Origin of the sequence: Brevundimonas sp., from assembly GCF_046293315.1 — a bacterium.
Lineage (GTDB): Bacteria > Pseudomonadota > Alphaproteobacteria > Caulobacterales > Caulobacteraceae > Brevundimonas.
The window spans coordinates 31,539-44,719 of the sequence record NZ_JBKBPF010000010.1 but is presented as its reverse complement, the minus strand read 5'-3'; the positions used below and the strand labels follow the sequence as shown (position 1 = coordinate 44,719).

General features: G+C 68.1%; 15 protein-coding genes. 11 read left to right on the top strand and 4 right to left on the bottom strand.

Annotated features, from left to right (window positions below; genetic code table 11):
• The first annotated feature begins 26 nt into the window (after nt 1–26).
• The 8 genes from ACK4SE_RS10385 (at nt 27) to ACK4SE_RS10350 (ending at nt 5,641) form a co-directional block, all read left to right on the top strand.
• Nucleotides 27–362 (top strand): GIY-YIG nuclease family protein, encoded by a 336-nt coding sequence (locus ACK4SE_RS10385; RefSeq protein WP_409692126.1) that lies wholly within the window; start codon nt 27–29, stop codon nt 360–362.
• A 424-nt stretch (nt 363–786) separates the two neighbouring features.
• The gene (locus ACK4SE_RS10380) at nt 787–1,020 is read left to right on the top strand and encodes a hypothetical protein (RefSeq protein ID WP_409692123.1); all 234 of its coding nucleotides are present in this window, start codon (nt 787–789) and stop codon (nt 1,018–1,020) included.
• Between the two features lie 10 nt (nt 1,021–1,030).
• Nucleotides 1,031–1,285: a hypothetical protein gene (locus ACK4SE_RS10375; RefSeq protein WP_409692121.1), complete on the top strand. Its 255-nt coding sequence runs from the start codon at nt 1,031–1,033 to the stop codon at nt 1,283–1,285.
• 301 nt (nt 1,286–1,586) lie between these two features.
• Nucleotides 1,587–2,336 (top strand): Fe-S cluster assembly ATPase SufC, encoded by a 750-nt coding sequence (gene sufC, locus ACK4SE_RS10370; protein WP_409692118.1) that lies wholly within the window; start codon nt 1,587–1,589, stop codon nt 2,334–2,336.
• On the top strand, nt 2,333–3,352 hold the full coding sequence (gene sufD, locus ACK4SE_RS10365; protein WP_409692115.1) for a Fe-S cluster assembly protein SufD: 1,020 nt from the start codon (nt 2,333–2,335) through the stop codon (nt 3,350–3,352). The genes sufC and sufD overlap by 4 nt, the downstream gene beginning before the upstream one ends.
• 290 nt (nt 3,353–3,642) lie before the next feature.
• Nucleotides 3,643–4,860 carry a cysteine desulfurase gene (locus ACK4SE_RS10360; protein WP_409692303.1) on the top strand — a complete coding sequence of 406 codons (1,218 nt, stop codon included), beginning with the start codon at nt 3,643–3,645 and terminating at the stop codon, nt 4,858–4,860.
• Nucleotides 4,861–4,865: 5 nt separating this feature from the next.
• Complete coding sequence (locus ACK4SE_RS10355; RefSeq protein WP_409692300.1) at nt 4,866–5,255, top strand: SUF system Fe-S cluster assembly protein; 390 nt, start codon at nt 4,866–4,868, stop codon at nt 5,253–5,255.
• A complete protein-coding gene (locus ACK4SE_RS10350) occupies nt 5,255–5,641 on the top strand; it encodes a HesB/IscA family protein (RefSeq protein ID WP_409692112.1) in 387 nt (128 codons plus the stop codon). Before ACK4SE_RS10355 ends, ACK4SE_RS10350 begins: the two co-directional genes overlap by 1 nt.
• Nucleotides 5,642–5,694: 53 nt before the next feature.
• Here ACK4SE_RS10350 and ACK4SE_RS10345 read toward each other — a convergent pair whose 3' ends face one another.
• Nucleotides 5,695–6,060, bottom strand: coding sequence for a hypothetical protein (locus ACK4SE_RS10345; RefSeq protein ID WP_409692109.1), 366 nt, complete (start codon nt 6,058–6,060; stop codon nt 5,695–5,697).
• A gap of 372 nt (nt 6,061–6,432) precedes the next feature.
• Here ACK4SE_RS10345 and ACK4SE_RS10340 point away from each other — a divergent pair, with 372 nt between their 5' ends.
• Nucleotides 6,433–7,194, top strand: a complete 762-nt coding sequence (locus tag ACK4SE_RS10340) for a hypothetical protein (protein WP_409692108.1) — start codon at nt 6,433–6,435, stop codon at nt 7,192–7,194.
• 68 nt (nt 7,195–7,262) lie between these two features.
• Here the strand turns inward: ACK4SE_RS10340 and ACK4SE_RS10335 are convergent, their stop codons facing one another.
• From ACK4SE_RS10335 to ACK4SE_RS10325, 3 genes are all read right to left on the bottom strand, one after another.
• Nucleotides 7,263–8,033, bottom strand: coding sequence for a lysophospholipid acyltransferase family protein (locus ACK4SE_RS10335; protein ID WP_409692105.1), 771 nt, complete (start codon nt 8,031–8,033; stop codon nt 7,263–7,265).
• Between the two features lie 32 nt (nt 8,034–8,065).
• Complete coding sequence (locus ACK4SE_RS10330; RefSeq protein ID WP_409692102.1) at nt 8,066–9,115, bottom strand: GGDEF domain-containing protein; 1,050 nt, start codon at nt 9,113–9,115, stop codon at nt 8,066–8,068.
• 83 nt (nt 9,116–9,198) lie between these two features.
• A complete protein-coding gene (locus ACK4SE_RS10325; RefSeq protein WP_409692099.1) occupies nt 9,199–10,815 on the bottom strand; it encodes a DEAD/DEAH box helicase in 1,617 nt (538 codons plus the stop codon).
• Between the two features lie 237 nt (nt 10,816–11,052).
• Between ACK4SE_RS10325 and mmsB the strand changes: the two genes are divergently transcribed.
• Together mmsB and ACK4SE_RS10315 are read left to right on the top strand one after the other, a co-directional pair.
• Nucleotides 11,053–11,949: a 3-hydroxyisobutyrate dehydrogenase gene (gene mmsB, locus ACK4SE_RS10320; RefSeq protein ID WP_409692097.1), complete on the top strand. Its 897-nt coding sequence runs from the start codon at nt 11,053–11,055 to the stop codon at nt 11,947–11,949.
• Between the two features lie 5 nt (nt 11,950–11,954).
• Nucleotides 11,955–13,124 carry a sialidase family protein gene (locus ACK4SE_RS10315; RefSeq protein ID WP_409692094.1) on the top strand — a complete coding sequence of 390 codons (1,170 nt, stop codon included), beginning with the start codon at nt 11,955–11,957 and terminating at the stop codon, nt 13,122–13,124.
• Nucleotides 13,125–13,181 lie beyond the last annotated feature (57 nt).

Below are 13,181 nucleotides of genomic sequence, written 5' to 3'. Positions count from 1 at the left end.
ACCCATTTGTCCGCATTCTCCACCGCATGGGACGCGAACGCCCGCTGATCGCCGCCTACATCGTGACGAACAAGCCGTTCGGAACGCTCTACACCGGCGTGACCAGCAACCTGTATCAGCGCGTGCACCAGCACCGGACGGGGGCCTTTTCGGGCTTCACGAGGGAGCACGGCCTGAAGCGCCTGGTCTGGTTCGAATCCTTCGAACTGATGACGTCCGCCATCCGGCGCGAGAAGGCGCTGAAGCGGTATCTGCGCGCGTGGAAGATCAATCTGATCGAGCGGGAGAATCCCGACTGGGACGACCTGTCGCTGGAGTGGGATCGCCCGCCGGTGTGGAAACACGGGCCGACGGACGAGTAGGCGCAGCGCTCACTCCCACCCCCCGTCATCCTCGGGCTTGTCCCGACGACCCATCGTTCAGCGGCATGGATCGTTCCAGTTCATGGCATCCGGCCGCGCGCGCTGGCCTACGGTTCGCGGGCCCTGACAAATGGGTCCTCGGGACAAGCCCGAGGATGACGGATGTTGTGTTGGCGATCTCGCTGGAAGGGAGCGTGGGGTAATGTTTGGGTGGTTCAGCAAGTCACGGCCCAGGCAAGTGGCCCCTGCTGCGCGCCCTCTCGGTGAGCCCCCTTACGAGTGGCAGCCGACGCGCACGGTGCTTCCGACCTACGCTCTTGAGCTCAGAGATGAGCGTGAATTCCGGGAGTTCATGAGGCGCGCCGAGACCCCGGCATCATGGAACCGGCGTGAGGATTTTGCAGCGCAGGCCAGCGAACCGCGAATGGACAAGATCGACGCCGATTTCTGGTGGTGGGCCCGGGTCGGCGATGAACTCTGGGTCCTAGCGGAGCGGGTCTGGGCGTATTTTCCCGATCCCTTGCCTTACTCCCTCGCCGCCTGGATTCCTGCAAAACGACGTTTTCGCACCCTCGGCCATTTCAGCGTTCTCCCTCCCCATTGGGTGATGGGGCCGGACGGGGCGGTGGGGAATTCTGGTAGCGTTGCGTCACAATGAGGTCCGACTGATGGAAACCATCGCCATTCCGTTTGAAACCGACGCCGCTGATCGGCTGAAGCGCGCCGCCGCCGAGATCGGCATGTCCGTCGAGGCGTTTGTCGCTTCGGCCGCTGAACAGATCGCGGCTGAGCAAGAGGCCGGCGCGCCGCTGTCCGATGACCAGATCGCGTCCATCCGGCGCGGGCTGGAGGATGTGGCGGCCGGGCGGGTGTATGATCACGACGAGGTTTTCGCCGAGCTCAAGGCCCGCTACAGGCGATGAGGCGGGTCCGGTGGTCGGAAGAAGCGAGGAACGCGCAACGGGAATGGCTCGATTCCCTCGAACGGCAAGACTCGCGTCTGACCGACCGCGCCCTGGCCGAAAGCGAAGCCCTTTCGCTGAGAACCGGAGCGCACCCGTTCGCCTATCGCCCGTCCCGATGGCAGGGCTTGCGGGAAGCCAGCCTGCTTCGGTGGCGCAAGATCATCGTCTTTCAGGTTCTGCCTGACGAGGTGGTGGTCATTTCATTTTACGACACGCGGCAAGACCTGAGCCGCGTCCAACCTACGCCAGAGTCCAACTGATGCTCACCATCTCCAACCTCCACGTCTCTCTCGACGACAAACCCATCCTCAACGGCCTGACGCTCGACGTGCCGGCGGGGGAGGTGCATGCGGTCATGGGGCCGAACGGGGCGGGGAAGTCGACCCTGGGCTACGCCCTGGCCGGGCGGCCCGGCTATGAGGCGGCGGAGGGGTCCGCGACCTGGCGGGGCGAGGACCTGCTGGCGCTGGACCCGGCCGAGCGGGCGGCGAAGGGCGTGTTCCTGTCGTTCCAGTACCCCATCGAGATTCCGGGCGTGCCGGCCCTGACCTTCGTGCGCACGGCGTTGAACGCCCAGCGGCGCGCGCGGGGCGAGGCCGAGATCTCCGCGCCGGACTTCCTGAAGAAGGTGCGCGAGGCGTCCAGGGCCCTGAAGATGGACTTCGACATGCTGAAGCGGCCCCTGAACGTGGGCTTCTCCGGCGGCGAGAAGAAGCGGATGGAGATCCTGCAGATGGCGCTGCTGGAGCCGTCGCTGCTGATCCTTGATGAGACGGATTCGGGGCTGGATATCGACGCCCTGCGCATCGTGGCCGAGGGGGTGAACGCCCTGCGGTCGCCGGAGCGGTCGATGCTGGTGATCACCCACTATCAGCGCCTGCTGGACTACATCAGACCGGACCGGGTGCACGTGCTGGCGGCCGGGCGCATCGTCGCCTCGGGCGGGCCGGAACTGGCCCACGAACTGGAGGCGGAAGGCTACGACAAGTTCCTTCCGGCGGCGGCGTGAGCGCGGCGGTCCTGAACCTGAACGATCCGGCCACCTTCCCGTCGCGGCGGGTGGAGGCGTGGAAATACAGCGACCTGCGCAGGGTTCTGCGCGAGGCGCCTGTGCCGTCGCCTGAGGCAGCCGTCGCGCCGGGCGGGCCGTTCGCAGCCTTGGGTGGCGAGGAGATGGCGTTCGCCAACGGGCGGGCCGTCGGGGCGGACGCCTTCGTGGCCTCGGGCGAGCAGACTCTGCGCCTGCGCTTCGTGTCGGCGGCGACGAACACCGGCCACAGCGCGGTCGCGCGCATCGCGGTGAAGCCGGGGGCGAAGCTGCTGCTGCTGGAAAGCCATGAGGGATCGGGCGCCGGCTATGTGGCGCACAACCGGCTGGACATCGACATCCCGGCGGGCGCCGAGGTGACGCGCGTGGTGCTGGTGGACGAGCCCGAGGACGCCATCTCGGTGGCCGAGGCGAGGGTCGCCGTGGCGCCGGGCGGGACGTTCCGCCAGACCACCCTGCTGACCGGGGCGAAACTGCAACGTCAGGAAACGCATCTGACTCACGGCGGGCAGGGCGCGGACGTGCGGATGGACGGCGTCTATCTGCTGACCGGCTCGCGCCATGCGGACATGACCAGCGTGGTCAGCCACTCGGGCCTGAACGGGGTCACGTCGCAGCTGACCAAGGGCGTGGTGCGGGATCAGGCGCGGGGGGTGTTCCAGGGCAAGATCATCGTCCAGCGCGGGGCCGACGGCACCGATGCGCGCATGGGGCATCACGCGCTGATCCTGTCGGAACGGGGGGAGGTGGACGCCAAGCCGGAGCTGGAGATCTACGCCGACGACGTGCAGTGCGCGCACGGCAATACGGTGGGGGCGCTGGACGAGAGCGCCCTGTTCTACATGCAGCAGCGCGGCCTGTCGGCGGACGAGGCGCGGGCGCTGCTGGTGCAGGCGTTCCTGATCGAGGTCGTGGACCGCATCGATCACGAGGGCGCGCGGGAAAGGGTGCGGGAATGGCTGGAGGCGCGGCTGTGAACCTTCCTCCCCCATCGGGGGAGGGGGACCATGCGCAGCATGGTGGAGGGGGCCAGACCCTGACACCGGCGGCGCGGCAGGGCCCCCCCCGCCCCGCGCCAAACCCCCGCGCCCCCCACCCCCCGGGGGGGGGGGTGCGGGGGGGTGTGGCCCCAGCCGCCCCGGCGCCGGGGGGGGGCCCCTCGGGGTGGGGGGGGGGGGGCCCCCAGACCCTGACACCGGCGGCGCGGCAGGCCCCCTCCGTCACGGCGCAAACGCGCCGCGCCACCTCCCCCGATGGGGGAGGATTGCTGTCCTTTGACGCCCATGCCGCGCGGGCGCAGTTCCCGATCCTGTCGCGGACGGTGAACGGGCGGCCGCTGGTCTATCTGGACTCCGCCGCCTCGGCCCAGAAGCCCCGGGCGGTGATCGAGGCCCTGACCGGGGCCATGTCGGGCAGTTACGCCAACGTGCACCGGGGCCTGCACACCCTGGCCAATGAGACCACCGAGGCGTTCGAGGGCGCGCGGGCGACCGTGGCGCGGTTCCTGAACGCGGAAGCCGAAACCAATATCGTCTTCACCAAGGGCGGGACCGAGGCGATCAATCTGGTGGCGGCGGGGGTCGGCGCGTCGATCCAGCCGGGCGATGAGATCATCGTCAGCCAGATGGAGCATCACTCCAACATCGTGCCCTGGCACATGCTGCGCGAGCGGCATGGGGCGGTGCTGAAATGGGCGCCGGTGCTGGACGACGGGTCGCTGGACATGGCGGCGTTCGAGGCGCTGCTGACGGAGCGGACGAAGGTCGTGGCGGTGACGCACATGTCCAATGTGCTGGGCACCATCAATCCCATCACCGAGATCACGCGGCTGGCGCACAGGGCCGGGGCGCGGGTGCTGATCGACGGGTGCCAGGGGGCCGTGCATTGCGCGCCGGACGTGCAGGCCATCGGCTGCGACTGGTACGTGCTGACCGGCCACAAGCTGTATGGGCCCACGGGCATCGGGGCGCTGTACGGAACCGCGGAGGCGCTGGAGAGCCTGCCGCCGTGGCAGGGCGGCGGCGAGATGATCGAGACGGTGGAGGAAGACCGGGTCACCTATGCGAAGCCGCCGCACCGGTTCGAGGCGGGCACGCCGCCGATCCTGGAGGCCATTGGCCTGGGCGCGGCGCTGGAGTGGCTGATGGGCTTCGACAAGGCCCAGGTCATCGCCCACGAACAGGCGCTGTACGCCCATGCGCGGGCAAGGCTGGACGGGGTCGACGGGCTGCGGGTGCTGGGCGAGGCGGAGGGGAAGGGGGCGATCCTGACCTTCACCGTCGACGGCGCCCACGCCCATGACATCGCCCAGATCATGGATCGCTACGGCGTGGCGGTGCGGGCGGGCCTGCACTGCGCCGAGCCGCTGGCCAAAAGGATGGGGGTGACGTCGAGCGCGCGCGCCTCGTTCGCCCTATATAATACGACGGAGGACGCCGACGCCTTCGTGGATGCGCTGATCAAGGCGCGCGAGTTCTTTATCTGATGACCATGGACGACAAGCCGATCACCGATAACGCCACCTTCGCCGAAGCCTGGGACGCGCCGAAGACCGGCGCCCTGGACCAGGCCGAACTGGACCGCCTGACCGACGAGCTGGTCACGGCGCTCAAGACCGTGTTCGACCCGGAGATCCCGGTCGACATCTATGAGCTGGGCCTGATCTATAAAGTGGACGTGTCCGACGACCGCGACGTGGTGGTGGAGATGACCCTGACCGCGCCGGGCTGCCCGGTGGCCGGCGAGATGCCGGGCTGGGTCGAGGACGCGGTGCGGACGGTGCCGGGCATCAAGTCCGCCCGCGCCAATCTGGTGTTCGACCCGCCGTGGGACCCCTCGCGCATGAGCGACGAGGCCAAGCTGCAACTGAACATGTTCTGATGGACACCGCTGTCGTCACCCCCCGTCCGCGCCGCCCGCGCCCCAAGGCCGTCACCCTGACGGACGCCGCCGCCGCACGGGTCAAGGCGATCATGGCCAAGGCCGAGCAGCCCTATGTGGGCCTGCGCGTGGGGGTGAAGAACGGCGGCTGCGCGGGGCAGGAATACACCTTCGCCTATGCCGAGGCGGTCGAGCCGCTGGACGAGGTGGTGGAGGACAAGGGCGTCACCATCCTGATCGACCCCAGGGCGGTGCTGTTCCTGATCGGGACCGAGATCGACTATGAGACGTCGAAGCTGGCGTCGAAATTCGTGTTCCGTAATCCGAACGAGACGGACGCCTGCGGGTGCGGCGAGAGCGTGACTATCATTCCCGCCAAGGGCTAGCGACCGCGGGCCGGAACCGCGGCCGTGTCCGGAGACACGACCGCGGCGTCAGATCAGTTCTGGTCGGGCGTCGTCATCGTGTTGTTGCTGCCCGAAGCCATGGGCGCAGCCCCGCCTTCCGGTGTTGTCGAGACGGCGCCGCGATAATCCACGGAGACGTTCTGCGTTTCACCATTGCGGGTGGCGGTGCCCTGCCACAGGCCGTCATCGGTGAGCGTCAGCGCGGAGACGTTCGCGTAGCCGGCGTTCTCGATGTGGCCACGCGCCTGGCCTTCGGTGAAGGAATTGGCGCCTTGGGTCTGGGTGTCGGTCGTTTCCGTGTTGAGATCCTCATTCACGGCCTCGTTCATGGGCTGGTTGGGTTCCGAGCAGGCCGCCAGCGAGGCGGCGGCGAGCAGGGCCGACAGGGTGACGCTCATGGTGAGACGCATGGTGATTCTCCTGAATCCTTTGAAAGATGTGGCCACAACCGCCCGATCACGCGTTTGTTCCAAAATCAGCCGGCTCACGCGCCGCGATGATGAAATAAAAAACTTGCTCTACATGTACATATGGAAGCACTTCGTGCTCTCAAGTCCGGTGAATACAGGACAGCGTCGGATGGCATCGTCACATTAGACGCAAGTGGATCGTGGAATATATGGACACGATGACTTCGCGTTGTTGGTTTCTGTTGAATCTGAACAATTTCTGCGGTCGCCGGTTGGTCTGGGGCAACCCCCAACGCCAGCGTTCAGCGAGCCGGTCGGCTCCCTGTCCAGTCTGGCCGCCATTTCAGGAGACCGATGATCATGCGCACGATCACACGCCTATTCGACCACTATTCCGACGGGCTTGACGCCATTCGCAGCCTTGAGAAGGGCGGCTATCACAGCCACGACATCAGCCTGATCTCCAACAATACCGAGGAATGGCACGCGGCGGACCGTTCGACGGACGCCTCGAAGCATGACTCCGACCACGATCACGGCAACAAGGCCGGCGAAGGCGCGGCGACCGGCGCAGGCGTTGGTGCAGCCCTCGGCGGCGGCGCCGGACTGCTGGCCGGTCTCGGCATGCTCGCCATTCCGGGGGTGGGCCCCGTCGTGGCGGCCGGCTGGCTGGCGGCGACCGCGGCCGGCGCGATCGGCGGCGCCGTAGCCGGCGGCGCGACCGGCGGCCTGGTGGGCGCGCTCACCGATGACGGCGAGAACGAGGACGACGCCCATGTCTACGCCGAGGGCGTCCGCCGCGGCGGATCGCTGGTCAGCGTGCGTGTCTCCGATGACCGCGCCGATGATGTGGAAGCCGTGCTGGAACGCCACGGCGGCGTCAAGGCGGAGAAGCGCGGCGGCGACTATCGCAGCGAGGGCTGGGAGCGCTTCGACGCGTCGGCCGAGCCCTATGACCGCGACCGTGTCGTGGCCGAACGGGCCCGCTACCGCACAGAGCCGGTAGCCCAGGAGCCGCGCAGCTTCACCGGGACTGACACCCTGCGCGACGATTCGATCAGCGATGATCGCATCCGCGCCGAGCAATCGCGCACGGGCGACACCCCGCCTTCACGCATCTGATCGCTGTCATCTGACAGCCATCTGAAAAGGCGCCGGTTCGCCGGCGCCTTTTTTCTTGCGCCGGATCGTCAGACCGCCGCGCGCCGGGCTTCGTCAGGCGTGAGGACCTGCACCGCGGGCGTGACGGGATCGCCTGTGACCTCGGCCACCAGTTCAGCGGTGCGGGCTTCGACGGCGGCTTCGAGCCGGGCCATGAATTCGTCCTTGCCCAGACCGAGCGGGATGGGAGCGAGGAACTCCAGGGTCGCGGTTCCGGGATGCTTTTCGTAAGCTTCCTGCGACCAGAACAGGCCGAGGTTGGTGGCCACGGGGACCACGGGCATCTGGAAGTCGCGATACATGTGCCAGACGCCGGAGCGGTAGCGATACTTCTCGCCCACCCTGGCCAGATTGCCCTCGGGATAGATCAGGATCTTGCGGCCCTCGGCATGGGCCTCGGCGGCGCGGGTGGCGAGCGCCTTGCGGGCTTCGCTGCCGCCGCAGTTGTTGACCACGATGGCGCCCAGCTTTTTCAGCACCGTGCCCAGCAGCGGAAACCGTTCCAGATGGTCGCCGGTGACGAAGGCGAGGTCGTCGAACTGGTTGTAGATGGAAAAGCCGTCGCCCCAGGACTGGTGCTTGCAGGCCAGGATGAAGGCGCCGTCGGGCAGGCGCTCCCGGCCGCGCACCTGGATATGGATCCCGGCCAGGGCCCGCATGGCCCAGACCATGGAGCGCACATAGCTGCGGATCACGCCGCGCACGAGGCCGCGCCCGGGCGTCAGGGCGGCGAAGGCGGCCGCCAGGGTGTGCAGGATGGAGAGGGGCCAGTAGGCGAGGGCGAAGGCGAAACTGCGCATGGTGCGACCCTGGCCGTAATTGATGGCCGAGACTAGGCCGCGGTTTCCAGCTTGCGGGCGCAGGTGACGCGATTGCGACCGGCGCGCTTGGAGGCGTACAGGGCCTCGTCGGCCCGGCCCATCAAGGCGACCGCGGTGTCCCCCGGCAGTTTCTGGGCCAGGCCGATGGAGACAGTGACCGCGCCCAGATCGTCATTGGTGGAGCGGCGGCGCAGGCTGCGCGACCCGATCTCTTCGCGGATGGTGTTCAGGACGGTCTCGACCATCCCGGCGGTCTCGCCGGGAAACAGGAGGGTGAACTCTTCGCCGCCATAGCGGGCAGCCACGCGCGGGCTGCGCAGGGTCCGGCCAAGGACGCTGGCCACATAGCGCAGCACCTGGTCGCCAGTCTGATGACCCCAGGTGTCGTTGAAACGCTTGAAATGATCGATGTCGAGCACGGCCAGGGTCAGGGGCGTCTTGCCCGCCGACGCGCAGGCGCGGTCCAGTTCCTCGTCGAACGCCTTGCGGTTGGCCAGATTGGTGAGGGCGTCGGTCATGGCGTCGCGCCGGACCTGCTCCAGATGCTGGCGCAACTGGGCGACTTCGCGGGTGGAGGCCTCGAGGCGCTTCTCGAGGGTGGCGTTCTCGCGGTGGACCTTGCTGGTGGCCGTGGTCAGATCGCCGACCAGCCGCTTGATCTCCTCGGGGGCGAGCGGTGTCTCCATGCTGGCGCCGGCCTGGGCCAGGGTCTGGCCGTATTCGGCCTGGGACGACTGGGCCGAGGCGATGACCTCGGCGACATTGGTGAGTTCGCGGTTCAGCATCAGCCCGGCGTCGCGGATCTCGTCGCTGAGACGGCCGCGCGGCAGATACTCGGACATCAGCATTTCGCTGAGGTCCTCGGTGAAGGGCGTTCCGGCGTCCATCAGACGCTTCATCTCGACGCCAAGGGGACCGTCGGGATTACCGAGATAGTGCAGCCAGAGCTCGAAATTCAGCGGCGTCGGCCAGACACGGGCGGCTTCCATGGCCTCCAGCGCCTGACGCGCAAGGGAGAAGGCCTCGGGGCCGCGCAGCGTGGTTTCAACCTGAGCCGTCATTCTGATCCCGTCCCCGCGCCCGGGCAGCGCAGGGCGAACGCTAGGCCTGCGAAGTAAGGACGAGGTTAAAGAGCGGTGTTATTTCAGGACGAAATGGTGACCGGGCGACGCAGGAAGGCGGGCACATCGTCGCCGAAGCCCGAACCGCTCGACGGGGTCTTGTCGTCGTCCTTGCCCTTGCGGGCGCCGCGGCGCTCGGCCTGGGTCAACTGGGGCGCCTGAGCCGCGACGGCGGCCGGGGGCGCAACCGGGGCGGCCACAGGCGCGGGCGCTGAAATGACGGGGGCGTCCACCGCGACGGGCGCTGTCTCGACTTTCGATCCCCGTCGACTGCGGGTGCGGCGGGGCTTTTCGGCCGGTTCCGCAGGGGCTGCGGCGACAGGCGCGGGCGCGGCGGCTTCGATCGGAGCGGTTGCGACCTCGGCGGCGGGCTCGGAGCGGCTGCGGCGTCCGCCGCGGCTGCGCTGGGGCTTGTCGGCCTGCTCGGTCTGCTCGGGCGCCTTGCGCTCGGCCCGCTCAGGGGTCTTGCGGCCGCCACGGGCGGAGCCTCCCGAAGGCGCGCCGGACCAGTCGATGTCCAGGGTCAGTTCTTCCGGGTCCATCTTGATCAGCTTCAGCACCTTATCCAGCGACTTGTCGTCGGAGGGGGTGACGATCATGAAGGTCTGACCCTTCTTCCCCGCGCGGCCGGTGCGGCCGATGCGGTGCACATAGTCGTCGGCGTGGTGCGAGACGTCGTAGTTGAACACGTGGCTGACGTCGGGAATGTCCAGGCCGCGCGCGGCCACGTCGGAGGCCACCAGCAGCTTGAGTTCGCCGGAGCGGAAGGACGCGAGCGTCTTCGTGCGCAGCGACTGGTCCAGGTCGCCGTGGATCGGGGCGGCGTCGAAGCCGTGCTGCTTGAGGGACTTGGCGACCACGTCCACTTCGGACTTGCGGTTGCAGAAGACGATGCCGTTCTTGACGTCCTCGCGGCCCACCAGGGCGCGCAGGGCGATGCGCTTGGCCTTGGGATCGCTGGAGGGGATGCGCACCAGATACTGGGCGATGGTGTCGGCGGTCATGGCCGGACGCGACGCCTCGATCCGGGTCGGATCCTTGAGGAACTGCTGCGTCAGGCGGGTGATCTCGGGCGGCATGGTGGCCGAGAAGAACAGGGTCTGGCGGCGCGGCGGCGTCAGCTTGAAGATGCGCTCGATGTCCGGGATGAAGCCCATGTCCAGCATGCGGTCGGCTTCGTCGACGACCATGATCTCGACGCCCGTCAGCAGGATCTTGCCCCGCTCGAACAGGTCCAGCAGGCGGCCGGGGGTGGCGATCAGCACATCCACGCCCTTGTCCAGCAGGGCCACCTGTTCGCCCATGGAGACGCCGCCGATCAGCAGCGCCCAGGTCAGCTTGGTGCCCTTGGCGTACTTGCCGAAGCTCTCGGCCACCTGGTCGGCCAGTTCGCGGGTCGGGGCCAGAACCAGGGCGCGGGGCATGCGGGCCCGGGCGCGGCCGGAACCGAGGCGATCCACCATCGGCAGGGTGAAGGCCGCGGTCTTGCCGGTGCCGGTCTGGGCGATGCCCAGAACGTCGCGTCCGGCGAGGGCCACGGGGATGGCCTGTTCCTGAATGGGGGTGGCGATGGTGTAGCCGGTGTCTTCGACCGCCTGAAGGGTCGTGGGCGACAGGCCCAATTTGGCGAATTCAGTCATGTATCTCGGTGAAGGGGAGTCTTTTCAGACCCATGACGCACGGAACCGCCCCTCATTGGGCGAGCGGGCGGCGCGAATTCGCCAAACCTGTCCCGAACTGTTGGCCCGATATAGAAATCCATGACGAAAAGTCAAGTATTCCCGACGAATCCCGGCTTTTGCGGTTCCCGGCCACGCTGGCGATCCCGCCGCGATGAGTCTAAGTCCGGGCCCAAGGACTGTCAGGGAGAGACGCACATGAAGATCGCATTCATCGGCCTGGGCAACATGGGCGGCGGCATGGCGGCCAATCAGGCCAAGGCCGGGCGGACCGTGACGGCGTTCGACCTGTCGACCGAGGCCCTGGACCGGGCGAAGGTCGCCGGCTGCGCCCCCGCGACCTCGGTGGTGGAGGCGGTCAAGGACGCGGACGTGGTCATCACCATGCTGCCCGCCGGGCCGCATGTGATGAAGGTGTACTCCGAACAGGTGATCGGCGCCGCGCCGACCTCGGCCCTGCTGATCGATTGCTCCACCATCGACGTGGACACCGCCCGTAAGGTGGCCGGTCTGGCGCAGGAGGCGGGCTACGCCTTCGCGGACGCGCCGGTTTCGGGCGGCACGGCGGCGGCCGAGGCCGGGACCCTGGCCTTCATGGTCGGCTGCGACGAGGCGGTGCTGGCCCGGGTCGAGGCGGCGCTGGAGCCCATGAGCCGGATCACCATCCGCGCCGGCGACCACGGGGCGGGGCAGGCGGCCAAGATCTGCAACAACATGCTGCTGGGCATCTCCATGATCGGCACCTGCGAGGCCATCGCCCTGGCCGAGCGGCTGGGTCTGGACCCCGAGCGATTCTTCGAGATTGCGTCCAAATCCTCGGGCCAGTGCTGGAGCGTGACCAGCTATTATCCGTGGCCCGGTCCGGTGCCGACGGCGCCGTCCAATCGCGGCTATGAGGGCGGATTCGCCACGGCCATGATGCTGAAAGACCTGAAGCTGGCCCAGGACGCGGCGGCCAGGTCGGGGGCCTCCACGCCGCTCGGGACCCAGGCCGAGGCCATGTACGCCCTGTTCGACCGGCTGGGGTACGGCGACCGGGACTTCTCGGCCATGCTGCAGTTCCTGCGCGGGGATCTGGACGGTTTGCAGCGGTGACGGGCATGCTGCGCAACGGCCTGGCGCTGCTGGCGGCGGTGATGATCGGCGGGGCGGATGCGCCGCCGTATGCCGTCGCGCCGGATCTGTTTGACCAGACCCGGGCGGACCTGGGCCTGACGCCTGCGCCGGGGACCGAAACCTTCACCGTGTTCGCGCCCGGCGACGACACCGACCGGTTCAGCAACGGCGTCGTGCTGATCCCGTTTCAGGGCCGCCTCTACGCCCAGTGGCAGAGCTCGCCGCGTGATGAGGATTCGCCCGACACCCGGGTCTTGTACGCGGTCAGCGAGGACGGCGAGGTCTGGAGCGCGCCGCGTGAACTGGTTCCAGCCGGGCAGGGCGGGCGGATGCATTCCAGCGGCGGCTGGTGGACCGACGGCGAGACCCTGGTCGCCTATGTGAACGTCTGGCCCGAGGGCTTTCAGTCGGGCGCCGGCGGCGTCACCGAGTCTCGCCTCAGCCGCGACGGCGCGAACTGGAGCGAACCGCGCCGTGTCACAGGCGCGGACGGTGCGCCGGTGGAGGGGATCATCGAGCAGGATCCCCGACTGATCGAGGGGCGGGTGCATACCGCCTTTCACCTGCGGCCCGGCATGATCGCCACGCCGCATTACACGGATGATCCGTTGGGCCTGACGGGGTGGACCGCGGGCGCCCTGACCCATCTGCCGCGCGACACCAGCCAGGCGGCGGCAGCCCACGAGCGGCGGCTGAGCCGCGAGATCGAGCCCAGCCTGTTCCAGCGCGGCGGCTGCATCGTCATGGTGTTCCGCGACGAGGAACTGAGCTTTCGCCAACTGGCCTCGGAAAGCTGCGACCGGGGCGAGACCTGGACCACGCCGGTTCTGACCGGCATGCCGGACTCCCGCGCCAAGCAGAGCGCGGGGAATCTGCCGGACGGGACAGCCTATCTGGTCAATGCTCCCAACGCCGACCGGCCGCGCGTGCCGCTGGCGGTGACCACCAGCCGTGACGGGCATCTGTTCGACCGCAGTTTCCTGCTGCGCGGGAGCGGCGACCTGCAGCCGCTGCGGTTCGCAGGCCAGTACAAGCGGCCAGGATATCACTATCCCAAGAGCGTCGTCTGGGGCGGGTTTCTCTATGTGGGCTATGCCGCCAACAAGGAGGATGTGCAGGTCACCCGCATCCCCCTGTCGTCATTGGGGTATTGAGAACCGTTATCAATTAAGGGGTTGCGGCCTTTTGTCCGTCGGTTTTCATGGACACGG

Coding starts and splice junctions, on each gene's coding strand:
- ACK4SE_RS10385 (WP_409692126.1), top strand. CDS start 27: ATGGGACGCGAACGCCCGCTGATCGCCGCCTACATCGTGACGAACAAG.
- ACK4SE_RS10380 (WP_409692123.1), top strand. CDS start 787: ATGGACAAGATCGACGCCGATTTCTGGTGGTGGGCCCGGGTCGGCGAT.
- ACK4SE_RS10375 (WP_409692121.1), top strand. CDS start 1,031: ATGGAAACCATCGCCATTCCGTTTGAAACCGACGCCGCTGATCGGCTG.
- sufC (WP_409692118.1), top strand. CDS start 1,587: ATGCTCACCATCTCCAACCTCCACGTCTCTCTCGACGACAAACCCATC.
- ACK4SE_RS10355 (WP_409692300.1), top strand. CDS start 4,866: ATGGACGACAAGCCGATCACCGATAACGCCACCTTCGCCGAAGCCTGG.
- ACK4SE_RS10350 (WP_409692112.1), top strand. CDS start 5,255: ATGGACACCGCTGTCGTCACCCCCCGTCCGCGCCGCCCGCGCCCCAAG.
- ACK4SE_RS10345 (WP_409692109.1), bottom strand. CDS start 6,060: ATGAGCGTCACCCTGTCGGCCCTGCTCGCCGCCGCCTCGCTGGCGGCC.
- ACK4SE_RS10340 (WP_409692108.1), top strand. CDS start 6,433: ATGCGCACGATCACACGCCTATTCGACCACTATTCCGACGGGCTTGAC.
- ACK4SE_RS10335 (WP_409692105.1), bottom strand. CDS start 8,033: ATGCGCAGTTTCGCCTTCGCCCTCGCCTACTGGCCCCTCTCCATCCTG.
- ACK4SE_RS10330 (WP_409692102.1), bottom strand. CDS start 9,115: ATGACGGCTCAGGTTGAAACCACGCTGCGCGGCCCCGAGGCCTTCTCC.
- ACK4SE_RS10325 (WP_409692099.1), bottom strand. CDS start 10,815: ATGACTGAATTCGCCAAATTGGGCCTGTCGCCCACGACCCTTCAGGCG.
- mmsB (WP_409692097.1), top strand. CDS start 11,053: ATGAAGATCGCATTCATCGGCCTGGGCAACATGGGCGGCGGCATGGCG.
- ACK4SE_RS10315 (WP_409692094.1), top strand. CDS start 11,955: ATGCTGCGCAACGGCCTGGCGCTGCTGGCGGCGGTGATGATCGGCGGG.